General features: G+C 43.2%; 27 protein-coding genes and 1 riboswitch. Of the genes, 9 read left to right on the top strand and 18 right to left on the bottom strand.

What is annotated here, in order from left to right; all coding sequences use genetic code 11:
• Window positions 1–47: 47 nt before the first annotated feature.
• The 12 genes from M3P07_RS03695 to gndA all read right to left on the bottom strand — a co-directional run bounded on the left by M3P07_RS03695 (window position 48) and on the right by gndA (window position 8519).
• A complete protein-coding gene (locus tag M3P07_RS03695; protein WP_249968546.1) occupies window positions 48–659 on the bottom strand; it encodes a DUF7151 family protein in 612 nt (203 codons plus the stop codon).
• A 131-nt stretch (window positions 660–790) separates the two neighbouring features.
• Window positions 791–1624, bottom strand: coding sequence for a DUF2306 domain-containing protein (locus tag M3P07_RS03700; RefSeq protein ID WP_249968547.1), 834 nt, complete (start codon window positions 1622–1624; stop codon window positions 791–793).
• Between the two features lie 35 nt (window positions 1625–1659).
• On the bottom strand, window positions 1660–2340 hold the full coding sequence (locus tag M3P07_RS03705; protein ID WP_249968548.1) for a DUF4386 domain-containing protein: 681 nt from the start codon (window positions 2338–2340) through the stop codon (window positions 1660–1662).
• A 106-nt stretch (window positions 2341–2446) separates the two neighbouring features.
• Entirely contained in the window at window positions 2447–2998 is a 552-nt protein-coding gene (locus tag M3P07_RS03710) for a GIN domain-containing protein (RefSeq protein ID WP_249968549.1), read from the bottom strand.
• Complete coding sequence (locus M3P07_RS03715; protein WP_249968550.1) at window positions 2985–3353, bottom strand: GntR family transcriptional regulator; 369 nt, start codon at window positions 3351–3353, stop codon at window positions 2985–2987. The genes M3P07_RS03710 and M3P07_RS03715 overlap by 14 nt, the downstream gene beginning before the upstream one ends.
• Window position 3354: 1 nt before the next feature.
• On the bottom strand, window positions 3355–4107 hold the full coding sequence (locus tag M3P07_RS03720) for a hypothetical protein (protein WP_249968551.1): 753 nt from the start codon (window positions 4105–4107) through the stop codon (window positions 3355–3357).
• Window positions 4091–4936 carry an ABC transporter ATP-binding protein gene (locus M3P07_RS03725; protein ID WP_249968552.1) on the bottom strand — a complete coding sequence of 282 codons (846 nt, stop codon included), beginning with the start codon at window positions 4934–4936 and terminating at the stop codon, window positions 4091–4093. Before M3P07_RS03725 ends, M3P07_RS03720 begins: the two co-directional genes overlap by 17 nt.
• Window positions 4937–5087: 151 nt before the next feature.
• The gene (locus M3P07_RS03730) at window positions 5088–5537 is read right to left on the bottom strand and encodes an SRPBCC family protein (protein ID WP_249968553.1); all 450 of its coding nucleotides are present in this window, start codon (window positions 5535–5537) and stop codon (window positions 5088–5090) included.
• A complete protein-coding gene (locus M3P07_RS03735; protein ID WP_249968554.1) occupies window positions 5524–5853 on the bottom strand; it encodes an ArsR/SmtB family transcription factor in 330 nt (109 codons plus the stop codon). Before M3P07_RS03735 ends, M3P07_RS03730 begins: the two co-directional genes overlap by 14 nt.
• A 123-nt stretch (window positions 5854–5976) precedes the next feature.
• Window positions 5977–6303, bottom strand: coding sequence for a hypothetical protein (locus tag M3P07_RS03740; RefSeq protein WP_249968555.1), 327 nt, complete (start codon window positions 6301–6303; stop codon window positions 5977–5979).
• 68 nt (window positions 6304–6371) lie between these two features.
• A complete protein-coding gene (locus M3P07_RS03745) occupies window positions 6372–7064 on the bottom strand; it encodes a helix-turn-helix transcriptional regulator (RefSeq protein WP_249968556.1) in 693 nt (230 codons plus the stop codon).
• Window positions 7065–7109: 45 nt separating this feature from the next.
• The gene (gene gndA, locus M3P07_RS03750) at window positions 7110–8519 is read right to left on the bottom strand and encodes an NADP-dependent phosphogluconate dehydrogenase (RefSeq protein WP_249968557.1); all 1410 of its coding nucleotides are present in this window, start codon (window positions 8517–8519) and stop codon (window positions 7110–7112) included.
• Between the two features lie 187 nt (window positions 8520–8706).
• On the opposite strand from gndA, the gene zwf reads away from it, so the two are divergent.
• Window positions 8707–10239 carry a glucose-6-phosphate dehydrogenase gene (zwf, locus tag M3P07_RS03755; RefSeq protein ID WP_249968558.1) on the top strand — a complete coding sequence of 511 codons (1533 nt, stop codon included), beginning with the start codon at window positions 8707–8709 and terminating at the stop codon, window positions 10237–10239.
• A gap of 153 nt (window positions 10240–10392) precedes the next feature.
• A complete protein-coding gene (gene pgl / locus M3P07_RS03760) occupies window positions 10393–11106 on the top strand; it encodes a 6-phosphogluconolactonase (RefSeq protein WP_249968559.1) in 714 nt (237 codons plus the stop codon).
• Here the strand turns inward: pgl and M3P07_RS03765 are convergent.
• The 5 genes from M3P07_RS03765 to M3P07_RS03785 are packed head-to-tail and all read right to left on the bottom strand — an operon-like array spanning window position 11099 to window position 16058.
• A complete protein-coding gene (locus tag M3P07_RS03765; protein ID WP_249968560.1) occupies window positions 11099–11644 on the bottom strand; it encodes an acyl-CoA thioesterase in 546 nt (181 codons plus the stop codon). The two genes, pgl and M3P07_RS03765, sit on opposite strands and share 8 nt — an antisense overlap.
• 27 nt (window positions 11645–11671) lie before the next feature.
• Complete coding sequence (locus tag M3P07_RS03770) at window positions 11672–13015, bottom strand: DNA recombination protein RmuC (RefSeq protein ID WP_249968561.1); 1344 nt, start codon at window positions 13013–13015, stop codon at window positions 11672–11674.
• A gap of 47 nt (window positions 13016–13062) precedes the next feature.
• Complete coding sequence (locus tag M3P07_RS03775) at window positions 13063–13842, bottom strand: ABC transporter ATP-binding protein (RefSeq protein ID WP_249968562.1); 780 nt, start codon at window positions 13840–13842, stop codon at window positions 13063–13065.
• Window positions 13842–14873, bottom strand: a complete 1032-nt coding sequence (locus M3P07_RS03780) for an iron ABC transporter permease (protein ID WP_249968563.1) — start codon at window positions 14871–14873, stop codon at window positions 13842–13844. Before M3P07_RS03780 ends, M3P07_RS03775 begins: the two co-directional genes overlap by 1 nt.
• On the bottom strand, window positions 14874–16058 hold the full coding sequence (locus tag M3P07_RS03785; RefSeq protein ID WP_249968564.1) for an ABC transporter substrate-binding protein: 1185 nt from the start codon (window positions 16056–16058) through the stop codon (window positions 14874–14876).
• A 28-nt stretch (window positions 16059–16086) separates the two neighbouring features.
• Window positions 16087–16383: riboswitch (cobalamin riboswitch) on the top strand.
• A 70-nt stretch (window positions 16384–16453) separates the two neighbouring features.
• Between M3P07_RS03785 and M3P07_RS03790 the strand changes: the two genes are divergently transcribed.
• Both M3P07_RS03790 and M3P07_RS03795 read left to right on the top strand, forming a co-directional pair.
• Window positions 16454–18316: a TonB-dependent receptor plug domain-containing protein gene (locus M3P07_RS03790; protein ID WP_249968565.1), complete on the top strand. Its 1863-nt coding sequence runs from the start codon at window positions 16454–16456 to the stop codon at window positions 18314–18316.
• A 16-nt stretch (window positions 18317–18332) separates the two neighbouring features.
• Window positions 18333–19277 (top strand): ABC transporter substrate-binding protein, encoded by a 945-nt coding sequence (locus M3P07_RS03795; RefSeq protein ID WP_249968566.1) that lies wholly within the window; start codon window positions 18333–18335, stop codon window positions 19275–19277.
• A 40-nt stretch (window positions 19278–19317) separates the two neighbouring features.
• Here the strand turns inward: M3P07_RS03795 and M3P07_RS03800 are convergent, their stop codons facing one another.
• Window positions 19318–20784 carry a S41 family peptidase gene (locus M3P07_RS03800; protein WP_249968567.1) on the bottom strand — a complete coding sequence of 489 codons (1467 nt, stop codon included), beginning with the start codon at window positions 20782–20784 and terminating at the stop codon, window positions 19318–19320.
• Window positions 20785–20996: 212 nt separating this feature from the next.
• On the opposite strand from M3P07_RS03800, the gene M3P07_RS03805 reads away from it, so the two are divergent.
• The 5 genes from M3P07_RS03805 (at window position 20997) to M3P07_RS03825 (ending at window position 23702) form a co-directional block, all read left to right on the top strand.
• Entirely contained in the window at window positions 20997–21506 is a 510-nt protein-coding gene (locus M3P07_RS03805) for an RNA polymerase sigma factor (protein ID WP_249968568.1), read from the top strand.
• The gene (locus M3P07_RS03810) at window positions 21493–21906 is read left to right on the top strand and encodes a FecR family protein (RefSeq protein WP_249968569.1); all 414 of its coding nucleotides are present in this window, start codon (window positions 21493–21495) and stop codon (window positions 21904–21906) included. Before M3P07_RS03805 ends, M3P07_RS03810 begins: the two co-directional genes overlap by 14 nt.
• Window positions 21907–21916: 10 nt before the next feature.
• Entirely contained in the window at window positions 21917–22456 is a 540-nt protein-coding gene (locus M3P07_RS03815; RefSeq protein WP_249968570.1) for a DUF4252 domain-containing protein, read from the top strand.
• Window positions 22457–22570: 114 nt separating this feature from the next.
• Complete coding sequence (locus tag M3P07_RS03820; protein ID WP_249968571.1) at window positions 22571–23110, top strand: DUF4252 domain-containing protein; 540 nt, start codon at window positions 22571–22573, stop codon at window positions 23108–23110.
• Window positions 23111–23162: 52 nt separating this feature from the next.
• A complete protein-coding gene (locus tag M3P07_RS03825) occupies window positions 23163–23702 on the top strand; it encodes a DUF4252 domain-containing protein (RefSeq protein ID WP_249968572.1) in 540 nt (179 codons plus the stop codon).
• Window positions 23703–23763 lie beyond the last annotated feature (61 nt).

Genomic DNA, 23763 nt, shown 5'->3' on the forward strand with positions numbered 1-23763 from the left:
GTGTTTATTAATTAAAATTGTAAAGCATGGCAACAAAAGCGGATTACTTATTCGTATTCCCTCAGCTCAAAGGACAAATTGCTAAAATTGTCCGCAAAAGCATTGATGCCATTTTGCAGTTCGATTCGCACTTGGTTGTCTCCAACAATTTCACCCCTAACCCCAGTGTGGGTTGTGGGAGTTGTATAGAAAATTACCGTTTTTGAGATGTCTATGGTCTTGTCCAGGTCGCCAACATACATTCCTTGTGCTTCCCGGGTCCATGTGATGTTTAAATCCAAGGTATTCTCTAAAATTGAACTTTCAGGGTCGTCCGTTCCGGATTGACTGATCAGAGATACATAGGTCAAATAAGGAAGTCCCGATGTGTCCCCATTACACAAGTACTCCGAAGTATCTACTTCGTTGGCATCCAATTCCCCGTTTCCGTTGTCATCCTGACCGGCTTCAAGCAAAAATCCCCCATTCGCACAATTCTCACCAGGTTGCTCAATAATGGTATTGATCAAACTGTTCAGACCGTCGGATCCATCGTTTCCGTCAACACCATTGGAACCGTCCCTTCCATCTAGGCCATTAACACCATCTTTGGCACAACCAACAAGGGTAAGGGCGATTACAAAAAGAATATAAAACCTTTGGGAAAATCTGAATTTCATGGATTTCTCGGGTAAAGGGGTTAAGAGTGGCAAAAGTAGCAATCACTTTTAATTTAAGGAGATACTACGGGCAGAAATGCAGATTTTTTAGACGAACGACATAGATTTTATTCCAAAAGAATAGGAACCCCTCAACTTACCCTTGGTAACCACATTCCCATGGTGGCAGCAAAGGTGCCCAAAGCAGTAATCAAGGTGAGAAGAATCAGCCCTATTGACATGGCAATTTTACCATTTGTTGATGATCTTCGTTCCGCTGAAAAATAGAGTTCCAAAACTGCCAAAGGAATCAAATACTGGGCAAAACCAAGAAATACCAAAAAGGGACCCCGAAAAGTTTCAGGGTCAAATCCAACCGGTTTTCCGTGAACGAAAAGCCAAAACATCAGCCCAATTCTAAAAAACCAAACTCCCGCCATGGACAAAAAGAGGCGCAGTGCCCATTTTCGATGGCTGGAAAGATTCCGTTTTACCGCTGTCCGAATGGCCAAATAGGCAAAGGTCAAAATTAGAACTCCGTTTAAGCTGACACTGATATCCCCGACCAAACCACTAATGGTTCCCTTGGTTATCACCATGTAGATTCCGCTTAAACTTATGAGAAGGGCAGCGGCAATATAAAATCTACCGTTCCAATGGTGGAAACGCGGCAGGGATTTCCGAATTTTTGGAATAAACTGCATAGGTCCACCGACCATGACGATCACTGCGAACAGCAAGTGGATGGCCACCGCGGTATTTCCCATGGTTTCACCCTCTGCATACCCGTGCGGTAACACCCTGTTCCATCGCAAAAAATCCCCGTCAATTGCAGCTCCACCATAAAATAGGGCCACGTAAAAGGCAAAAATCCACTGTCCTATGACGGCAACTGTAAACCAAATTTGAACGGTTCTTTCCAAAATTTTTCCAGGACGTAGCCTGCTTGGCCTACCCGAAGTAAGCACCTCTGAATTGGTAATCATGATGTTTTGTTTTTTGATTGTTGAAATTGATGAAACTAGCGCTCCAAGCCTTTTGGACTAGAAAATCCCTTGGCAATGAGCCATCCCATAAATGCAATCATGTGGATGCCGTTTTGGGAGTAAAAATGAAAGCTAATGTCCATTTCAAAAATATTGGCCCAAGACGCAAAAAATACTAGGGAAATGGCGGTCATTCCCCAAGCGGAAAGCCATCTAGGGACGAGTTTTGTCCGAAATAAAAAGTAATACAGGACAAAAGCTGCTGATGCATAGGTGATCAAGGCCATAAAATGGGACCAATAATAGTCCTCAATTTTAAGAAAGCCCAGCGTATTTAACATTTCTTGAGCCATGCCATTCTTTTTTACAAATGATTCCGCCAACGAAAGCAAGGATAAATTGCTGATGTTACCATAAATACTAACCCCAAAATTTACGACCCAAAGGCCAAAAAAAGCCAAAGCCAAGGAAGGTTTGAACGATTTAATTTTGGGAAAAAGGAGACAAGCAATAAAAACCCATAGGGCACTTGCCAAAATATCTAAGACAATGGCAATACGTGTTCTGGCAGCATTTTCATGGACCAACTTTAAAAAGTCAGGTTCCATGTAAAGGGAGTACGAAAGCCCCCTGAGGCCTAGCGAAGGTATCCCCAATGCCATAATTAACAGCAATGTGATTCCTACAATTCTTCCAATTTTTTGATTTGATTTCATAATTGTTCGTTTTTTGATTGATGAATGATGATTGATTGATGAATAATGGCTGATTGATTTCCGCAAATTAGCTGGTGTCAGTAATCGCGAAATGTTTTTTGATTGGTCATCTGTCTTCGATAAGTTCAATATTTGTGATTTCCCCTTTCAATTGTATCGAACCCAGGGAGGTGTTCTTATAAATCAAGGTGTCATAGTTCAAATTCAATTTAGCAGAGCTATTGCCCCCAAAATCTAAGTAAAGCCGTCGACCAGATATCTGATTGGTGGTTTCAAAATGAGGACTGAGCATCAAGGCCAGACTATCCAAAGCTTTGCCTGAAATATAAATAACCACACTATCCTTTTTCTGTAAACCCAAGCCCGAATGTATTTCCAAAACCTTGTTTGATACCTTGGTGACAACCGAATCTAAATGGTAATCGGGTGCTTCTATTTGAACGGATTGCTCTTCGCTTTGCTCATAATAGATATGAAATCTTCCAGCTACTGCAAGGGAGGTGAAATCGGAAAGCTCCAGTTTTTTCGATAGGATTTGCATAGGCTTTTTATTCGCCTTTACGTCTTTCACATTTTGATGGACAACCAACTGAAAAATCAAGATGAAAATAAAAATGGAGATTATGGCCCCAACAAGAAGTAGTTTACTTTTTTTCATTTTTGTGTTGGTTGTAAGCGTTTTTCAATTGTTCAAAGCTGATGCCCAATAGCCCCATTTTTTTAAAGACATCTGGGAGATTTTGCTCAAGGAATTCCCGGCGTTTAATCTCCAAAACCTTGGTATAGCCGTTGTCCGAAACAAAATATCCAATTCCTCTTTTATTGTAAATGACCTCTAGATCCTGTAGGTGGTTGAACGCCCTTATTGCGGTGTTCGGATTTACCTCTACCATCATGGCCACCTCCCGCACGGAAGGGATTCTGGTGCCTTCCTGCCATTCTTTGACCAATATGTTTTCATAAAAGAAATCCACGATTTGTAAATAAATAGGTTTGCTATTATCAAAATCCATCCTACACCTCCTTTTCCACCATTTTAAAATAGGCCACTACCAGCATAAGTGGCCCAAAGATCAATCCATAGAACCATTGGCCAAAAATTGAGAATTGGGTGCTGGCCTTTCCAAAGGCAACAGAACCAAGCCCGTCTTCTGCGAACACCCCAAGCGAGTGGTTGAACATGGCATACAACAAAAAATTCAAAAGGAGAAAACACAGCAAGGCAATACCCAAGGACAGCAGTGTTTTTCCGATTTTATTTTTAGAAAAACTCATTGCCCCAACCATAAATACAGGTTGTACAAACAGGTATATTGCAACAATATTGATATAGGATGTAGAGAACAAGGTGGGCACGTTAAAATCGGCTCCAAATAACACTATGCCGAAAATCAAGGCCAATATGGCGATCAATAAGGCCACCACCGAAAACACAATGGTGTAAACCAAGGTTGACACAAGCCACTTGGCCACTAATCGTTCCAAGCTGGAAACCGGCAATGCCAGATATAAGGCATTGGTTTTTGGGTTGCCAAATTCCCGGAACAAGGAGAACGTAAACAAGAGTCCCAAAGGCAAATAGACAAGCGCAAATATCCCATAAAACTCTTCCAAGCCCAATTGTTTGTCCCACATCATGTTGAACAAGCAAAACAGAAAAACCAAGATAATGGCAACAAAAATTCCTGTGCTAAATGTACCACGCAGGAGTATTAAATCCCGTTTGACAAACTGTCTCACCCTATTAAAATCAAACCTTTGAACCATGGCCTTTTTTATCTATGAGTTGGTTTATTTTTTGCGTTTCGTGCAACACGCCATTAAAGAGCAATTCCAAATCTACCTCGGATTCGTCCTGGTCGGTTCGTTGGAGGAGTGATTTACCACCAAAAGCACCTTCCGAGTAAATCACTTCTTCTTGGTTGCTGGCCCTTCCAAACCAAAGGGCTTGGGTTACTTGATCCAGCGAATGATCAAAAATGACTTGGGCGTTGTTCAAAATCATCACATGATTGATCAAACTGTGTAAGTCCCGAACCTGATGGGTGGAAACCACAATGCATTTTCCCTCGTCTACCGAAGACGCCATTACCTTTCTAAACTGACTTTTGGAAGGAATGTCCAAACCGTTGGTGGGTTCGTCCATAAGCAACAATTGGGTATTTGTGGCAATTCCAAAGGCGATGAGCACTTTTTTCTTTTGTCCAAAGGACAAGGTGGAAATGAGTTGCCGAGGCTGTAATTGAAACTCTTCCAAAAGCCCATAGAACTGCTCCTTGGAAAAACTAGGATAGAAAACTGAATTAATGTATTCAAAAGCCTTTATGGACACAGATGGAAGCTCAAATTCCTCCGGAATCAAAAATATGTCCTGCAACAACTCGGGGCCCCGCTTTTGGGTAGGTTTTCCTTTGAAGGTACAATTACCTGCCTTTGGAAATAGCAATCCGGTCATGATCTTGATCAGCGTGCTCTTTCCTTCCCCGTTTTTACCAAACAGCCCGTAAATGTTGCCCGGCTTAAGCTCCAGGTTAATGGCCTTAAGTACCGGGCGACTGGTTGGGTAGTTGAAATAAAGGTTGTTTGCAGTTAGCATTTATAGTGTGTTAGATAACTAGAACACTGCAAATGTAAATTATTTTTTTGAAATTCCAAATGTTTCTTGAAAAGAGGGTAGGGGATAATAGGTTGATTACCAACCAAAAGTAACCAAATAGAGCTGCGTTGCGCTGCTCCGTTTTAGTGTTTTATAATGATGTTACAAATTCCGACAATCGGTCAAACACGGAGCCCCAACCATTGTAAAATCCCATCTCTTCCTGTTGTTTGCAGTATTCCTCGGTCTGGTGTACACAATTAAAGGTGAAATGGGTTTTGTCGCCATCTGCTTTAAAAATGGCCTGGATTTCCACACCTTCGGTCATGGGTTTAAAGTTGGCTGTGGATATTATGCTTTCCTTTGGAACAATGTCTTTATAAATTCCGTCCGCAATAAATTTGTTTCCGTCGGACATGGTCATGGCATACTTCCATTGTCCGCCTACTTCAAAATTGTGTTCCAATACCTTGGTTTCCATTCCTTTGGGTCCCCACCATTTGGCGATATGTTCCGGTTGTGTCCAAGCTTCCCAAACAAGGTCTATGGGTGCCTCAAAAGTTCGTTCTAGGCTAAGTGTTCTGTTCTTAGGATCGTTCATTCTTTTTGTTTTGTAGTTGATTTAAATAGTTTTCAAAGGAATCCAGTTTTTCTTCCCAAAGGTTGCGGTATTGGTCTATCCAAAGAAAGGCTGGAATAAGGTTTTTAGGCTGAATAAGGCAATAGCGCTCCCGACCTTGTTGGTCAAAAGTTATAATACCACATTCTTCCAGAATCTTCAAGTGTTTGGAAATAGCCGGTCTACTCACATCGAATTGCTCAGCGACCGCGTTTACCGTTAGTTCCTGTTTTGCCAATAGCTGAATGATGTCCCTCCGTACAGGGTCGGCTATGGCCTGAAAAACATCTCTTCTCATTTTTGAGTAACCGTTTGGTTACAAATATATATGTAATCGTTCGGTTACGCAAATATCTTCAGGAATTTTTTATTAATAATTGGTTTTGAGGATAAAAAAAGCCCCAGAAAAGGGGCTTCTTACCTAATACTGAGCGTACGTTTGATAGTGCGAAACACCTTGTTCAGGTTGGGAGGTATCGGCCTCCTCCATCAGTGCAAAATAGGTTGAACAGGCCGCGCTATCCTTCACTTTTTCCATTACGCCATGCGCTGCTTCCATATTTTCCCAAAGAACCATATCGATATAGTTCCTGTCGGATTGAACCAAAAGCTCTCTACGGATAAACCCGCTTTGTTTTTCCAAGAAATCGGTTTGCAAAGCTTTGGAGGCCTGCAACAGCTCTTGTTCGGTGATTCCTTCTTTGATGGTGAATGGGGCCCATTCCAAAATGTGATGATTTTTGTCCATGTTTTATCTTGTTTTTCATTTGAAAACAAAATTAAATCTGGACTATGACAAGGGTATGTCAGTAGGGTTTAAGAATATTTTTCGCCCCTTTTTTTAAAATGCTCCTGCAGGTTGAATGTAATGGCTTTCCCAGATTTTATCTCGGTGGGTTTCAAGACTAAAATCCTATCCAAACGAAAGTCCCTATAGTCGTTCCGCAAACGACAATAAGCCACCATTACCCATCGGTTTTCAGTAAAGTACAGCCCTAAAGGGTCAACTTTTCGCTGGGTGCTCAACCCTTGCAGGTTGCGATATGAAATTTCAATCACCTCAAAAGAGGTAATGGCTTTTTGTACCTCCGCCAAATAAGAGGAGTTTTCATTTTTATTGAATTGCCGTGCCGGACTTATCCGGCTTTCCAAAAGGGCTGCCTTATCCTTTTCGGAAGTTCGGAGCACAGCTTTGATCTTGGTAAGGGCGGAGCGGTAATTTTTCACCAAGGAAGTTTCCATGTTTTGAAGTACAAATTTTTCCGCGGTAACCAGGGCATTGGCCTCATCTTCTATAAAGGCAACTGGGGGTAGGCGATATCCATCAACCATAAAGTACCCGATGCCCGCCTCCGAGCCTATGGGAACCCCTGCCTCCTGAAGTGTTTTCACATCTCGGTACACGGTTCGCAGACTTACATCAAACTCGTCCGCAATTTCTTGGGCGGTTATGGTGCTTTTGGACTGCAGCTTGATCAATATGGAGGTAATGCGGGTGAGTCTGTTCATAGGAATACAAAAAGGAAATCCTCCGGCATGTTTTTTACTTTAATTCTAATCCTCCCATTCCGTATGGAAAATTCCCTCTTGGTCCAGGCGTTCGTAGGTGTGGGAGCCAAAATAGTCACGTTGCGCTTGAATAAGGTTCAAGGGCAATCTTCCACTGGTATACGCATCAAAATAAGTCAGCGCATTGGAAAGACCAGGAAGTGGAATACCATTGGTAGCTCCGTAGGCCACCAACTCGCGGGCCGCGCCCACAGTTTCCTTCACCTTTGGCACAAATGATGGAGAGAGTAGGAGATTCCTAAGCCCGGCATCGGCTTGAAAGGCCTCGGTAATATCGGCCAACAATGCTGCGCGAATGATGCAACCAGCACGCCAGATTTTGGCAATTTCACCCAATTGAAGTTCATAGCCGTACTCGTTGGAGGCATCGGCCAATTGGTGCATTCCTTGCGCGTAGGTCATAATAAATGAGAAATAGAGCGCTTGTTCCGCTTTACCCACCAAAGAATCTTTGACCACCGACTCCGGAGTGGGTCGGTCGTAGATTTTATCGGCCTCCAAACGTTCGTTCTTTAAGGCTGAAATCTCCCGCATACTTACCGCAATATCTATGGTGGGAACCGGAATTCCCAAGTCCATGGCATTCTGTGAGGTCCATTTTCCGGTTCCTTTTTGTTTGGCTTTATCCAGTATTTTATCCACCAAATGCCCGTCTCCCAAATCATCCTTTTGCGCAAAAATTTGAGAGGTGATTTCTACCAAAAAAGATTGCAGTCGTCCTGCATTCCAAGAAGCAAAGGTTTGGTGCAAGGTTTCATTGTCCAGGCCTCCGGCTTTTTTCAAAAGGTCATAGATTTCTGAAGTTAGCTGCATCAACCCATATTCAATGCCATTGTGGACCATTTTTACGTAATTCCCCGCCGATTTTGGTCCTAAATAGGCCACACAGGGCTCGCCTTTGTATTTTGCAGAGACCGCTTCAAAAACAGGTTTTACATATTGATAGGCTTCCCGGGACCCGCCTGGCATGATGCTAGGTCCTTTTCTGGCTCCTTTCGCGCCCCCGGAAACCCCGGCCCCAAAAAAGTTTATGCCTTTTTCTTTGAGATAGGCCTCCCGTCTGTCCGTATCCGTAAAAAATGAATTTCCACCATCAATGATAATGTCACCTTGGTCCAAATGGGGCAGTAGGCTTTCAATTACAATGTCCACCACTTTTCCCGCAGGAACCAAAAGCATAATTTTTCTAGGGGTACTTAGTGCGGCAACAAAGGTTTTGGCATCTGTACTGGCATTTACTTTGGAAGTATCTCCTCCTTCAGAAATTAGGGCGTTTACCTTTTCTTCATCCAGGTCATTGCCATAAGCCGTAAAACCATTGTCTGCTACGTTCAGGATAAAATTCCTTCCCATCACTCCAAGCCCCACGAGGCCAAAATCGTATGTGTCCGCCATTTTTTCTTTCTTTTTTGATGTCTTTTGTTATGTCAACAGCAAGTAAGTTGACTCTCCAATTACGAACCTAAAATAAACGTTATATTCGTCATGCTCAAAAATAAATGGTCAGCTAAAACATTTTTATGGAATCGTTATTTTACGGCCATTTTATTGTAAAAAGAAGGGCGATTACATTTGTGATACCATGAAAAAGACAGAAAATCAAATTCTTGTGATCTTCGGGGCTTCGGGAGACCTAACCGCCAGAAAGCTGGTGCCGGCCCTTTTCAATTTATATGTCGCCCAACAATTGCCCAAAAACTTTGTGGTCCTAGGGGCTAGTAGAAGTGACATGTCGGATGAGGATTTTAGAAAAAAGGTTGTTTACGAAAGCCCTTATTTAAAGGAGAAATTGGAGGATTTGAAGGAGAACTACATTCAAGGGTTTGCGAACCGCTTCTTTTATGAGGACCTTGGTGCCACCTACGATACAGACTATGCCAACCTTAGGAAAAGGGTAGAGGCCTTGAAGGCCGAATATGACACTTCCGGAAATATTATTTATTATCTGTCTACACCACCTACCTTATATGAGACCATTGCCCACCGTTTGGCGGAAGCCGGAATGAGCACCCAAAACAATGGTTGGAAAAGACTGATTGTGGAAAAACCTTTTGGATACAGCTTGGAAACCGCCAAAAAACTGAACGAAGGGTTGCACCAATATTTTACCGAACCACAGATTTATAGGATTGACCATTATTTGGGAAAGGAGACCGTACAGAATTTGTTGGTCACCCGATTTTCCAACAGCATTTTTGAGCCGCTCTGGAACAGGAACTATATCCATCATGTGGAAATAACCAATGCAGAAAGTGTTGGGGTGGAAAAGAGAGGGGGTTATTATGATAAATCCGGGGCCTTACGCGATATGTTCCAAAACCATCTTTTGCAGATAGTATCCTTGGTGGTAATGGAACCTCCTATCGGGGACCAACCCGAAGAAATCCGGAACGAGAAGGTAAAGGCGTTAAAATCCCTTCGCATTATGCGGGATGAAAAAACGCTTTGGGACAATACCATTAGGGCGCAGTATGTGGCTTCCGAGATCAATGGTGAAAAAGTGAAGGGATATCGGGAAGAGGACGGTGTTGATCCCGATTCCACCACCGAAACCTATGCTGCGATAAAATTCTATGTGGACAATTGGCGTTGGCAGGGGGTTCCCTTTTATGTGCGGACCGCCAAACGTATGCCTACCAAGGTAACAGAAGTGGTCATACACTTTAAAACGCCACATCATCAAATTTTTCAGGATTCCGGGGTAAACAGTAAGGATAACAAGTTGATTATTCGCATTCAGCCGGACGAAGGAATTCTGATGAAATTTGGGGTTAAAGTCCCCGGGCAGGGCTTTAAAGTAGAGCGTGCCAACTTGGATTTTTACTATTCCAGTTTGGCTCAAACCTATGTGATGGAAGCATACGAACGCCTTTTGTTGGATGCCATGCAGGGAGACGCCACTTTATATGCACGAGCTGATGAAGTGGAGGCGGCCTGGGAGTTTGTAGACCCAATTTTGGATTATTGGAAAAATGGGAAGGATGTACGGATGTATGGATATGCGGCTGGCGTTTGGGGCCCTGAAAACTCGGATGAGCTTATTGACGAATTGGGTTTTTGGCGGAATCCAGGAGAGAATTTGGCGGATGACCCCGGGTATTGTGTGATTTGCTAGTGTCAATGAACAATGAACAATTAATAATTGACAGTTGACAATTGTTTGTGCGAGCGCAGTCAACAACAAACTAAGCTATATAGTAGAACAGAGACAAAAGACTTGAGATAACAGTCCATTTTGGAATTTGGAGTTTGGAATTTTTGAAAAATTATGGAGTTAAAAATATATAAGGACAAACAGGAAGTAGCTGAACAGTTTTCAACCTATTTCGCTGAATTGGTGAGGGATAAAAAAGAAGTTCATGTGGCATTGTCAGGTGGTAGTACACCCAAAATTGTCTTTGAAGTTTTGGCTTCCGATTATGGGGACAAAATCGACTGGAGCAACATCCATTTTTATTGGGGGGACGAACGCTGTGTACCACCCACGGATGATCAAAGCAATTACAAAATGACTGTGGAGCACCTATTTTCCAAAATAAAGGTTCCCCAAGAGAACATACATCGGGTTTTGGGGGAGAACGACCCAACACCTGAGGCTATGCGGTATGCCAACTTGTTGGAAATCAATTTGGATAGGGTGGAAGGAGTTCCCCAATTCGATTTGGTGATTTTGGGTATGGGAGATGATGGACACACAGCTTCCATATTTCCTCATGAAATCGAACTATGGGATGCGGAAGATCATTGCGTAGTGGCGACCCATCCCGATTCTGGGCAACAAAGGGTATCCATCAATGGCAAGGTAATCAACACCGCTAAGGAAGTGGCTTTCTTGGTCACCGGTCAAGGAAAGGCGGAAAAAGTCCAGACCATTATTGGAGAATCCGAAGGATTCAAAGCCTACCCGGCGGCCTTGGTCAATCCGATTTCAGGGAGTTTGACCTGGTTTTTGGATAACGAAGCTGCCTCGCTTATTAGCTAATCTCTATTTGTACATTTTCTCCTTCTAATAAGTGTAGGTATTCCTTGGGTACAAACTTTTTAGGACTGTATTTGGTGTCCCTGTCATAGGCAGAAGATTTCCGTTCTATACTTCTTGCAAAACGGCGCAATCCATTTTTATCCTCGACGATTAAGCCTGGAACTGGAATATTTTTCCCATCGTTGTCCTTTGCAACCATGGTAAAGTAGGAGGAATTGCAATGTTTGGTTGTTCCGTTTTTCACATTTTCAGCTTCTACCCGTACCCCGACCACCATGGAAGTTCGGCCTGTGTAATTTACACTAGCCTTGAGGGTTACCAACTCACCTACTTCTATCGGATTAAGGAAGTTCACCCGATTGACAGAAGCGGTGACACAATAGGCCTGTGAATGTTTAGAAGCGCAGGCAAAAGCAATTTGGTCCATAAGATTAAGAATATGTCCGCCATGAACCTTGCCTCCAAAATTGGAATGGGAGGGTAGCATCAATTCGGTGATGGAAACCCTTGATTCCTTTACGGTTTTGTACTTTTTCATAACAATAGGTGTTACATGGATATTGACCTAGAGCTCCAGTTTTGGTTCTTGATAGTCATCTTCCTCAGCCCGTTTTAAGATGGGTTCGGGAATGGATTTTTTGGCTTTGGCCCCCATTTTCTTGAGCTTTTCAATACTGGTCACGATATTTCCCCGGCCTTCCACCAGTTTGTTCATTGCACCACGGTATTCATTCTTTGCTTCATCCATTTTTTTGCCCACCTTGGTCAGATCGGTCACAAAGCCTTCAAACTTATCATAAAGCGCCCCGGCCTGCCGGGCAATTTCGATGGCGTTTTTCTGTTGTTTTTCGTTGCTCCACATGGTATCGATGGTCCTCAAGGTAGCCAGTAGGGTAGAAGGGGTGACAATCACAATGTTTTGTTCAAACGCCTTGTTGTACAGGGAACTATCCTCATTTATGGCCACTGCAAAGGCAGGTTCAATAGGAACGAACAACAACACAAAATCCGGGCTTTCCATTTCATAAAGGTCTTCATACTTTTTGGCAGAAAGCTGCTCTACATGTTTTCGTAGGGAGTTGATGTGATCTTTTAAATGCTTCTCCTTGTCCGCTTCGTCAGCATTGGTGTAGCGCTCATAATCCGTGAGGGAAACTTTGGAGTCCACCACCATTTTTTTGCCATCGGGAAGGTGTATGATCACATCGGGCATGACCCGGGAGCCGTCTTCCCTGGTAAAGCTTTGCTGCACACTGTATTCCCGATCTTTTTCCAGGCCCGATTTTTCCAAAACCCGTTCCAATACCAGTTCCCCCCAATTGCCCTGCATTTTGCTATCGCCTTTTAGCGCCTTGGTCAGGTTTTCCGCCTCCTGTGTGATTTTAAGATTTTGATTTTGAAGATGGAGCAATTGTTCCTTTAAAGCAGAATGTATGCTGATATTCTCTTTTTGGGTAGCCTCTACCTTTTTTTCGAACAACTGGATTTTTTCCTGGAGGGGATGCAATATCTGCTTGATGTTTTTTTGATTCTGCTCTGTGAACTTTGTGCTTTTTTCATCCAGGATTTTGTTGGCCAAATTCTCAAACTCCTTGGTGAATTTTGCTTGAAGCTTTTCAACTTCCTCCTTTTGTTCGGTATTGATTCGCTGCAGGTTTTCCAAATCTGCCTGGTAACGCACTATCTGATTGCCCTGTTGCTCTTTTTCATGTTGTAGTTGTCGTTTATCCTCATCCACCGTCAGTAATTTCTCGTTCATAGAACGAAGATTGGCATTGAGCTGCTGTTCCCTTTCCTGCCAAACGCCCTCGTTGGATTTGGTTTTCAATCTTTGGATATACATCCCCAAGAATAACCCTAAACCGGCGGTCAAAATCCCAACAATTACATAAACCAATTCGCTGCTCATGGAATAAAAATCTTCGGATAAAGATACAGGAGGAATGTTAAAGTAACCTACTTTTTCACCTTAAATGAACCCGTCTTTTCATCAAATTCGACCATTTCTGATGGGAAGAGGTGTTCAAAGTGTTTTTGCTGGATAAGTTCTTCTGGAGTTCCAAAAGGATTTTCCCTTCCATCCAAAATCAGGATTTTATCGCATAGCTGTATGGCCAAATCAATTTCGTGGGTGGTGAACAGGATGGTCTTTTTGTTTTGATGGGCCAATTGCTGCATCATTTTAAGAATTTGCACCTTGTGATAAAGATCTAAATGGGTAGTGGGTTCGTCCAATACTATAATCGGAGTGTCCTGTGCCATAGCCCTTGCTATAAACACGCGTTGCAACTGTCCATCACTGAGTTCGTGGCATTTTTGATGACGCAGTTCCTCGAGCAAAAAAGCTTTGAGACTGTCTTGAACAAGGATTTTGTCCGACGGGGTCAAACTTCCTACCCAATTGGTATAGGGTTGCCTTCCCAAGGCGATTAATTCTTGGACCCGAAGATTTTTGGATGCTGGTTGTTCCGTTAGGACTACGCTGAGGATTTTGGCCAATTGAGCGGCTGTTGGGCTTTCTAAAGGATGGTCCATCATAAAGATGTTCCCCGATATTTTGGACTGCAACCTGCAAAGGGTTCGGAGTAAGGTTGATTTCCCCGCACCGTTCACCCCAATTACGGCACATAGTTCACCCTCCGCTAAGGAAAAATCAATCTTGGAAGCCACTACTTTGGTGCCATATCCAATGGATAGTCCCTGAACCCAAACGCTATGTTTTTTGTCGTGTGCCATTAGAACAACATTTTTCGTTTTCTGACCAAAAGCCAAATAACCATGGGACCTCCCACAAGAGAGGTGATGGCATTGATAGGCAAAACGCTGGCCGAATTGGGCAATTGGGCAATCAAATCGCAGAGCAGCATTAAAATGGCACCATACAGAAAAACAGCCGGAATCAATACCCGGTGTTCCATGGTGTCAAAAATTTGTCGGGTGAGGTGGGGAACCGCGAGTCCCACAAAGGCAATGGGTCCGGCGAAGGAGGTAATCCCCCCGGCTAGAATTCCTGTTGCTGTGATGATCAGCAATCGGGATTTTTTAATGGAGATGCCAAGGCTACGGGCATAATTATCACCTAATAAAAAGGCATTGAGCTGCTTCATGCTTAAAATGCTTAAAACAAGCCCTATCCCCACAATTGAACCAAGCAGGGCCACCTGGTTACCGGATAGATTTCCAATGCTTCCAAATGACCAGAAGATAAACCGTTGTAAGTTTTCGGCACTGGTGAAGTATGCCATAACGCTGACCAAGGCGGAAGTTATACTTCCGAACATCAACCCAATGATCAAAAGGGCCATAGTGTCCTTAATGCGGTTGGCCACCAACATGACAACAAGGAGCACCAAAAAACTACCAATGCTGGCCGCAATGGCCACGGAAATATCGTTCACAAAGCCAAGAATGGACATTCCGGGCAAGAGGGCAAATCCCATGAGCAGCAAGGCTGCCCCCAAACTGGCCCCTGAACTAATACCCAAGACGAAGGGTCCGGCCAACGGATTTCGAAAGAGGGTCTGCATCAACAAGCCACTCAATGAGAGCCCACCACCGACCAGAATTGCGGTAAGGGCTTTCGGGATTCTAAAATTCCAAATTATATAGTTCCATGATTCCACTTCCAGGGAACCGCCGGATAGTGCGGATATTATGCTGGAAAAGGGAATGGTCACCGAGCCGGAACTAATATTGAGCAACAAGGAGAGCAGCAAGGCCACGCCGAGCAATAAAAACGAAAAGGTATATGATCGCGATTGGCCCATTTACTGTAAAGGCATAAAAAATACCGGTTCATGATTGGATATGAGTCCTGGATGCAAAATAGAAATCAGGTCTTTGAGCACCAAATCTGGGCGTTGGGGAGCCAATTCATAAAATAACAATCCTCCAGTTTCTCCCTTCTTGATGGCATTCGAAAAAACCTTTCGGGTAGAAAAAGCATTGAACTGGGGATAATGGGAATTGGCCTCTACCAACTCTTCATAAGTGGCATGGAGGGAAGGGTTGAACCAAAAATCGGCCTGGGAGCCTTTTTCCAATACCGCTTCGAGACTGAGACCAATACTGCCACTGGCTTCGGTTTCCGCCCAAAGATAATCGGCATTGGCATCCTGAAGAAACTTCGCCATCCAACTGTTTCCGCCGGCTACATACCATACATCCTTGTACAATCCCCCAGTTAGTACAGAAGGTTTTGTTTCCGCATTTTTTGCCAAATCCTTTGCTGTCCGGTAATCAGTTTCAATTTGTTTAAAAATACTATCGGCCATTGCTTCCTTGTGGAAAAAAGGAGCAAAAAACTTGACCCACTCGGCTTTTCCCAAGGGAGTAGGTTCCGTCCAATCGCCATTGTAGACAATTGGCACTCCGGATTTTCTTATAGTTTCATAGGCCTTGTTGGTACTGTTGATACCAAAGCCTACCACCACTTCCGGATTGAGCTCCAGTAATATTTCGGTATTGATGTTCTCATTGGTTCCCAATTCCGTGATTTTCCCATTGGAAATCCGTTTTCTAGCTGCCGGGGATGAAATCAAATCCGTGCTTGGAAAACCAACTATAGCATCTAGGGCATCCAAAGCCTCCAGGGAAGCGATGTGGGTTGTTGAAGTAATGACCATGCGTTCCACAGGAGTGGCTACAATGGCATCGTAGGTGTCCGCAGGAAGGGTGATCATCGGTAATTTTTCCTTGGGGACAAGGGCATAAGTAAAGGTTGTTTCAGAACCGGGCCAAGCAGAGCTAACGGCAATTTCGGTATAATCGCCCATTGGTTGAACCGTAAAACCTGAGGCTCGCTGAATCGTGGAAACATCTTTTTCGGAGGTGGTTGATACAGGTTTCTTCATTTCCAGGCAACCCGAAAGTGAAACCATAAAAAACAAGCTAAAACCGATGAGCCAATTGTGCTTAAATCCCATGCCGTCAAAAGTAAGATTATTTAACATTTTCAAAAAAAGATTAAACAGAATCATTACTTTCGCCCTGAATTTTGGTTCTTACGGGCAAGTTGTCCGTAGGATTAAAAGGGAATCCAGTGATTCTAAAGTTGGAAATTAGCTAGCGACTTAAAAAATTTCAATTTTGATTTCCGGCTTGGAAAATTCTGGAACTGTTCCCGCAACTGTGATTTTTTGTCGAAGTTTTCGATACCGCTCTCAAGGGTGTTGTTTTCTGCAAAGCCACTGCTTCCGCTAAATTCATTTTAGTGGGGATGGGAAGGCAAAACAACATAAAATAAGTCAGGAGACCTGCCAATTTCAAACAAACATTGTTAAACTTTCGGGATAAAGGTTTACGTATGGGACAGCATACTATTCTCCCGTTTATTCACTTAAACGAAATGAAAAAAAGTAATTTATGGATTTGCACCGCTATTTTGGCGGGCCAGGGACTCGCTGCACAAGAAGTTCAGCAAGAACCCCTGCAAACGACGCAGCTGGATGAGGTTGTGGTGAGCGACTCACGTTTTGCCCTTAAGAGGGAAAATTCAGGTAAGACCGTTATCAAAATCTCTACGGAGGAATTGGAGCGCAACCAAGGAAGAACGGTTGCCGAATTGATCAATACTAAAAGTGGGATTGAGATAACTGGTAGTCGAGGTAGGGACGGCTCCGTATTTGGAGTTTTTGCCCGGGGTGGCCGCGGCCGTCAAGTATTGGTAATTGTTGATGGGGTGCGGGTGTCGGACCCTTCGTCTTTTTCGCAGGAGTATGACCTTAGACTGCTATCTACGTCCAACATTGAGTCGATTGAGATCATTAAAGGAGCGGCAAGTACCCTTTACGGGACCAACGCAGCAACGGCGGTTATCAACATTACCACTAAAAAGGGTTCTGAGCGACCTATTTCGGGCAGTTTTAGGTCGAGTATGGGAACCAATCAAACTTCAAATGACCGAAATGGAAACTTGGGAAATATTTCCAACGGGGCTTCGGTAGGTGGACAACTGAATAAATTCAGCTATGGGGTGGATTTCTCGAACCGCTATTCGAGCGGACTTTCAGCTGCGATAACTCCGGAAAATGAGGAAGATATCACTTCCCATTTTACCGCCAATGTGAAGTTTGGATATCAATTTTCCGAAAACTTTGGACTATCCGTTTATGGGAACCAGACGAAGTTCAGGACCGATTTCGATGCAGATCGTATGGAGGCATCCAATTGGTCCAAGGTGGAACAAGAAAGGGTGGGGTTGTCCACTGAGATCAAATATGGTAAGGGCGCTGTTCATGTAAACTCGGCATATTCCACCTACGATTCCTTTAATGTCAGCACCTTTGGGGAGAGTACTTCCGAAGGAAGCAATTGGGTTTTGGATGCCTATAATAAGTATGTTTTTGATGATAAATGGCACACTATTTTGGGGATAAATTACATAAAGGATAATGCAGTGTTCTCATCCGAGGCCGATTTTACCATTTTAGACCCTTATTTGAATGTGGTCTATGTTTCTGATTTTGGCTTTAACCTGAATACCGGGGCCAGACTGAACACCCATTCGGAGTACGGTAATCATTATGTATATAATGTAAATCCGTCCTTTGCGTTTCCTACGGAAAATGGATATGTAAAAGTGCTCGGGTCGTATGCAACTTCCTATATCACTCCGAATTTGATTCAATTGTTTGGGGATTTTGGCGCCAATCCGGAATTGGAACCAGAGGAAAACCGAACCTTGGAGGGTGGGGTTGAGTTCTTCGTGAACGACAAACTTAGACTAAGTACTTTGTATTTCGATAGAAACGAAAAAAACACCATTGGTTTTGATCAAAACTTTACCAGTATCAACGTCGCAGACGAAATTGATGCTAATGGGGTGGAGGTGGAGCTGTCGTGGCACCCTTCCCAGCGGTTATCTTTGGACACCAATTATACATTCACCGAGCGTAAAGGGGATGCCGCCATCCGAATACCCAAGCATAAAATAAACTTGGCATTGGGTTACGAAGTTTGTAAATCGACAAACCTGTCCTTTACCTATGCCTATACTGGCCAAAGGGTTGATACGGATTTCAGTACGTTTTCCGATGTTTCCCTGGATGCATTTTCCCTAGTAGGACTTTATATAGAACACCAACTAATTCCAGAAAAAATGAAGATTTTCTTGAATGGGTCAAATCTGCTCAATGAGGATTTCATCGAAGTGGTTGGATTTACCACAAGAGGAAGGAACATTAGCGCAGGATTTCAACTGAACCTATAATCCATATCTTGTACAGATGCTAAAAGTCTGTTCTTTTTTACCCGCGGTTACCCAAATGATCTATGACATGGGTCTGGAGGATCATTTATATGGGATAACTTTTGAGTGTCCGGAGCGGGCACTACAGGAAAAGCAACCAGTGGTCCGGTGCATTTTGGAAGGTAAAAACTTGTCCAGTAAGGAGATTGACACCCTTTTTTCAGCTAGCAAAAATCAGGGGAAAGACTTGTATTATGTGGATGAGCAGCTTTTGGAACAAATTGAACCGGATATCATTTTTACCCAGGATATGTGTGATATCTGCCAGATAGACACCGCATGCACTGCTGCGGCTGTCGCTAAACTGAAGAAGCAGCCCGAGCTGATTTCTATCAGTCCGGAATCCCTGGAGGATGTCTTTGCCTCTGCAGTTACCATAGCCAAAGCTTTGGGACGGGAAGAACTCGCCTACACGTATTTGGATAGTTTGAACAAACGCATTGACAAAGTGGTGGATGATTTGCGTAGCGTAAAGGCCGTTCCCAAGCGTGTTATGCTTATGGAATGGTTGGAGCCCATATTTAATTGTGGGCATTGGATTCCCCATCAAATTGGATATGCTGGCGGTGTTGATATGCTCTCCAATCCTTCGGGAGATAGTGTGGTAACCTCATGGGAAAAGATTCTCAAGTATAACCCCGAGATTTTGGTCATTGCGCCTTGTGGGTTTACGGTGGAGCGAACCCTCGAGGAAATGCACATGCTAACCTCCAAAAAAGGATGGCGCGATTTAAAAGCGGTACAAGAAAACAAAGTCTTTATCGCAGATTTTGATATGTTCACACAATCTTCGGCCAATACCTTGGTCAACGGGATTGAAGTGTTGGCTGGGATGTTTCATCCGGAGGCTGTAAAAGTGCCAGAACATTTGACAACTAAATTTAGGCAGTTGGATCTACAGCATGCAAGAATTCCCAGATAAAGAATGAAAAAAGAAAAGCGGCTAATTAGCCGCTTTTTTATTATTTGTTCAATTGTAATGGTTTGTCCAGATACATATTGTCACGCAAGGGTGTTTCTATGCGAGATCCTGTAAACGCCTTGGCAGGCATCTGTACGGCAAACGATTTTTTACTGGTAATCCCCGTAATTTCCTCGATGGCCCTTGCCAGTAAGGGCTCATTGGGATCACCTAATACCCCGAGATTTGCCAAGTCCTCTTCTAAGAATATATCTGGGGTCAACCCACTGGTATAATCATAAAAACCATCTGCATTCTCGTTACGTCCAACCAAAGGTTGAATGCCCCAACTGTTATCTGGGTTGATTTGGTTTTCCCGATCACTGTTATAGATATAAGAATTGTCGAGGTCATCCACCAAAGTGATGGAAAACTCGTTTTTCCCTCTGGTTGTTTCACCAATATGCACTACATCCACGTAGGGCGCCAAACCGTTCATGACCAGTTCGCTGGCCGAGGCGGAGCTATTGGTTGCCAAAACATAGACTTTGCTAAGGTTTAAGGAATTGACCGGACTAGAACCTGTATTGTTAGCAAAATAATCCTCCAATTGTGCGGCGCTTAACTGGCTCTGGATTTTACTGTTCCATCGTTGTCTGATATAGAGTTCGTCCGTATGGGTGCCATAGACCATGCTGGCCAGGAGACGGGATGTGTTTACCGACCCACCCGGATTATAGCGCATGTCCAGCACCAATTCTGTAGCGCCCTCAGCCACAAAATCAGCAAAAGCCGCATTGAGTTCCTCGTTAAAATTGCTCAAAAAGCGATTGTACATTAAATAAGCAATTTTGGTACCGTTGATATCCAAGGTTTCTGCCACTAAAATGGGATCCTCCACCTGATTGGCAATTTTTGTGAGTTCAATTTCCGTATCGTTGTCGGTAATGTTTGTGCCATTAATGTCCGCCAGCCCCAAAGTATAGGTGTCGTTATCGCCAAACAAGAGGGCCACGTAGTTGTCCAATGTCAGCGCAGTACCATCAACACGGGTGAAAATATCCCCTCTTTTGATATCGGTTTCGGAAGCATTGGAATTGGGAACAACGTACTGTACGTATCCAAAAAGCCCATCGCCTTCGGAAAAGCGGACCAAACCAAATTCCAATCCGTTGCTTTTGGAGACCCCGGAAAGATTATTGACCAATTCTGAGTAGTCTTCGTTTAAAAAACTGAATCTGTCTTCATTAAAAAGAAGGATGTCAAAGAAAAAATCACCGGGATTTTCATGCTGCTCCAAGAAATCGGTGAACTCCTGGTTGTTGGCGAACCGGTCATCGGCAAGTACATCCACATCGGCTTGCCAAAAATACCAAAGGTTCATGGCGTTCCACATAAAGGCTTGGGCATCTAAATTTTCACTAGTGGGGTTGTTTGGGTCGTTTGGATTATTAATTCCGTTGTCATCACTTTTACAGCTGACCAGGAGCAATCCAAGCCCAACAAATAGATAAAGTATTTTTTTCATAGCTAATTTTGGTAAAATTCATCAATTATCATTCCACAATAATCTTTGAGGCATATTGAATTTGTAGAATTAATTCCTAATTTCTTACAGCAAATATCATCACAAAATAGCTACTTGCGAGCAGATTACAAATTTTTTGTAACAAATTTCGATATACGTCGTCGTGATAATGTAGGCGCAAAAAAAAAGCTTACAACAACTATCAAAACCAAATGAAACAGGCTGAATTTTTAAATGTGGTAATGCCCTTTAAGGATAAATTGTACCGACTGGCAAAGCGCTTGTTGGTATCTAAGGAGGAAGCGGAAGACGCCACCCAGGAAATTTTGCTGAAACTATGGTCAAAGAACGAATCCATGGGCGAGTATAAAAATGTGGAAGCTTTTGCGATGACAATGACCAAGAACTTTTGTTTGGACCGTTTAAAGTCCAAGCAGGCCAGCAATTTAAAATTGGTGCACAGCAACTACCAAGATGAAAACACCTCATTGCAAAACCAATTGGAAGCAGAGGACAGTGTTAGGTGGATGGAGCGCATCATGGAAGAATTGCCGGAACAACAAAAAATGGTATTGCAATTACGGGATGTGGAGCAATACGAATTTGAGGAAATATGCGAACTCATGGACATGAAACCCACCGCAGTACGCGTTACCCTCTCAAGAGCAAGAAAAGCAGTACGACAAGAATTGATTAAAAAACATAGCTATGGAATTGGATAACATAGAAAAATTATTGGAAAAGTACTTTGAGGCAACCAGCACGGTAGCCGAGGAGCAGACCCTACAGGCCTATTTTTCGCAGGAAAAAGTTGCTACTCATCTTGAGCAGTACAGGCCCATGTTCAATTACTTTTCCAGCGCCAAGGAAGAACGGTACACCAAGCAGGTTCCATTAAAACCTAGAAGAAACTACTACAAATGGCTTTCCGTTGCGGCAGTGGTTGTTTTGACCTTCGGCATTTATTATGAGTATCAGCAACAACGGGAGGCGGAAAGGGTCTACCAACAAACCAAGGAAGCGTTTGCGCTCCTAGCTGAGAATTTTGGCAAGGGCACGGAGAAAGTGGCCTACCTACAAGAATTTGAAGTCGCAAAACAAAAAATTTACAACAACGATTAAAACAAAAACGATGAAGCGAAATATTTTAATTTTAATGATGGCCATAATGCCTTTGGCCGGTTTTTCACAATCTCTTTTTGACCGATTTGAAGACTTGGACGAGGTGACTTCTGTGGTAGTCAACAAGAGTATGTTCAACTTGTTGGCGAAGATAGATGTTGAGGTAGACGACCCGGAAGCCCAAGATTTTATGGACATTGCCAGTAGTCTTAAAAGTTTGAAGGTGTTCACTACCGACAACAAGGAAATTGGGGACGATATGAAATCATCCGTACAGAAATACCTAAAATCCTCAACCATGGAAGAGTTGATGCGGGTGAAGGACAAGGATGCCAATGTGAAATTCTACATTAAGCAAGGGAAGGACGATGACCATGTGAGCGAGCTGCTCATGTTCGTTACCGGACTTAAGGAAGTTGAAGCCGATGGTCGAAAGTTTGAGACCGTGCTGCTTTCCTTGACCGGGGATATCGATTTGAACAAGATCAATTCCTTGACCAATAAAATGAACTTGCCCAAGGAGTTGAACAAAGCAGGAAAACAAGAATAGTATATAGCATACGGTAATCAGTGTACAGCAATCAGTTTCAATTGGCAGTTTCTAAACTGTTCGCTGATTGCTGTAAGCTGTCAACTTAACAACATCAATCAAAAAACAACAGTCATGAAAAAACTTAGTATAATTTTAATAACCCTTTTACTGCCATTTTTGGGCGCCTCCCAGTCCATTTTTGATAAATTCGAGGATTCGGATAGAATTGGTTCGGTAACCATAAACAAAGGAATGTTGGGCATTGCGGCCACCATGATGGCCCATGATGAGGATGAAGATACCCAAGAGTTCATTGAGATGGCAAAGAGCATCAACAACATTAAAATCTTCATGTCCGAAGACGAAGATGCATCGGCAGATATGGCCGCGACCATGAAGCGATATGTCCGTTCCTCAAAATTGGAGGAACTAATGAAGGTGAAGGATGGAGATACCCATGTAAGATTCTATATTAGAAACGGGAAAGATGCCGACCATGTGGCCGAATTGTTGATGTTTGTAACCGGAATTGAGGAAAAAGGTCAAAAGCACGGACGTCATTTTGAGACCGTATTATTGACCATGACCGGGGATATAGACCTGAACAAGGTAGGGTCTTTGACCAAGAAGATGAAACTGCACAAGGGGTTGCACAAATTGGACGAGCATTAACAATTAATAGTCTCGTACCTTTAGCATTTAAGAATTCTTCAAAATAAGAACAATGAAAAATATAATTAAGGGCATCGTATTGGCAGGAATGGTTTTATTCGCCTCATGCTCATCACAACAGAGTCTACAGGAATACTATGTGGACAATTCGGAAAATCCCAATTTTATTGCTATTGATGTTCCGGCTAGCATCTTAAAGATGGATGCTGTGGAGTTGACTTCGACCCAGGAGGAAGCTATTGAGTCGTTGCGCAAGTTTAACCTGTTGGCCTTTAAAAAGACTGCAGATAATGCGGCCGAATACAAGGTTGAAAAAACCAAGGTAAAGGAAATATTGAAGGGGGAAGACTTTGTGGAACTGATGAAAATCAATTCGCAATACGGTAAAGGCGTCATCAAGTACATTGGCGACGAGGATGCGATAGACGAAGTGATCATATATGGAGACAGCAAGGACAAGGGATTTGCATTGGTTCGCGTGTTGGGCAAGGATATGAACCCCGCCCATATTGTACAACTTATGCAAGCCATCCAAAAATCGGATTACGACGGTGCAGGACTTGGCGAAATAGGCGAATTCTTGAAGGGATAAACTAAACATCAATCAAAAAACCGGATCCCGATAGCAAAGCTATCGGGATTTTTTATGTGCT

This window comes from Flagellimonas myxillae, from assembly GCF_023502235.1.
Lineage (GTDB): Bacteria > Bacteroidota > Bacteroidia > Flavobacteriales > Flavobacteriaceae > Flagellimonas > Flagellimonas myxillae.

Bases quoted from the DNA above. Each gene is read 5' to 3' on its own strand.
- M3P07_RS03695 (WP_249968546.1), bottom strand. From the start codon at position 659: ATGAAATTCAGATTTTCCCAAAGGTTTTATATTCTTTTTGTAATCGCC.
- M3P07_RS03700 (WP_249968547.1), bottom strand. From the start codon at position 1,624: ATGATTACCAATTCAGAGGTGCTTACTTCGGGTAGGCCAAGCAGGCTA.
- M3P07_RS03705 (WP_249968548.1), bottom strand. From the start codon at position 2,340: ATGAAATCAAATCAAAAAATTGGAAGAATTGTAGGAATCACATTGCTG.
- M3P07_RS03710 (WP_249968549.1), bottom strand. From the start codon at position 2,998: ATGAAAAAAAGTAAACTACTTCTTGTTGGGGCCATAATCTCCATTTTT.
- M3P07_RS03715 (WP_249968550.1), bottom strand. From the start codon at position 3,353: ATGGATTTTGATAATAGCAAACCTATTTATTTACAAATCGTGGATTTC.
- M3P07_RS03720 (WP_249968551.1), bottom strand. From the start codon at position 4,107: ATGGTTCAAAGGTTTGATTTTAATAGGGTGAGACAGTTTGTCAAACGG.
- M3P07_RS03725 (WP_249968552.1), bottom strand. From the start codon at position 4,936: ATGCTAACTGCAAACAACCTTTATTTCAACTACCCAACCAGTCGCCCG.
- M3P07_RS03730 (WP_249968553.1), bottom strand. From the start codon at position 5,537: ATGAACGATCCTAAGAACAGAACACTTAGCCTAGAACGAACTTTTGAG.
- M3P07_RS03735 (WP_249968554.1), bottom strand. From the start codon at position 5,853: ATGAGAAGAGATGTTTTTCAGGCCATAGCCGACCCTGTACGGAGGGAC.
- M3P07_RS03740 (WP_249968555.1), bottom strand. From the start codon at position 6,303: ATGGACAAAAATCATCACATTTTGGAATGGGCCCCATTCACCATCAAA.
- M3P07_RS03745 (WP_249968556.1), bottom strand. From the start codon at position 7,064: ATGAACAGACTCACCCGCATTACCTCCATATTGATCAAGCTGCAGTCC.
- gndA (WP_249968557.1), bottom strand. From the start codon at position 8,519: ATGGCGGACACATACGATTTTGGCCTCGTGGGGCTTGGAGTGATGGGA.
- zwf (WP_249968558.1), top strand. From the start codon at position 8,707: ATGAAAAAGACAGAAAATCAAATTCTTGTGATCTTCGGGGCTTCGGGA.
- pgl (WP_249968559.1), top strand. From the start codon at position 10,393: ATGGAGTTAAAAATATATAAGGACAAACAGGAAGTAGCTGAACAGTTT.
- M3P07_RS03765 (WP_249968560.1), bottom strand. From the start codon at position 11,644: ATGAAAAAGTACAAAACCGTAAAGGAATCAAGGGTTTCCATCACCGAA.
- M3P07_RS03770 (WP_249968561.1), bottom strand. From the start codon at position 13,015: ATGAGCAGCGAATTGGTTTATGTAATTGTTGGGATTTTGACCGCCGGT.
- M3P07_RS03775 (WP_249968562.1), bottom strand. From the start codon at position 13,842: ATGGCACACGACAAAAAACATAGCGTTTGGGTTCAGGGACTATCCATT.
- M3P07_RS03780 (WP_249968563.1), bottom strand. From the start codon at position 14,873: ATGGGCCAATCGCGATCATATACCTTTTCGTTTTTATTGCTCGGCGTG.
- M3P07_RS03785 (WP_249968564.1), bottom strand. From the start codon at position 16,058: ATGTTAAATAATCTTACTTTTGACGGCATGGGATTTAAGCACAATTGG.
- M3P07_RS03790 (WP_249968565.1), top strand. From the start codon at position 16,454: ATGAAAAAAAGTAATTTATGGATTTGCACCGCTATTTTGGCGGGCCAG.
- M3P07_RS03795 (WP_249968566.1), top strand. From the start codon at position 18,333: ATGCTAAAAGTCTGTTCTTTTTTACCCGCGGTTACCCAAATGATCTAT.
- M3P07_RS03800 (WP_249968567.1), bottom strand. From the start codon at position 20,784: ATGAAAAAAATACTTTATCTATTTGTTGGGCTTGGATTGCTCCTGGTC.
- M3P07_RS03805 (WP_249968568.1), top strand. From the start codon at position 20,997: ATGAAACAGGCTGAATTTTTAAATGTGGTAATGCCCTTTAAGGATAAA.
- M3P07_RS03810 (WP_249968569.1), top strand. From the start codon at position 21,493: ATGGAATTGGATAACATAGAAAAATTATTGGAAAAGTACTTTGAGGCA.
- M3P07_RS03815 (WP_249968570.1), top strand. From the start codon at position 21,917: ATGAAGCGAAATATTTTAATTTTAATGATGGCCATAATGCCTTTGGCC.
- M3P07_RS03820 (WP_249968571.1), top strand. From the start codon at position 22,571: ATGAAAAAACTTAGTATAATTTTAATAACCCTTTTACTGCCATTTTTG.
- M3P07_RS03825 (WP_249968572.1), top strand. From the start codon at position 23,163: ATGAAAAATATAATTAAGGGCATCGTATTGGCAGGAATGGTTTTATTC.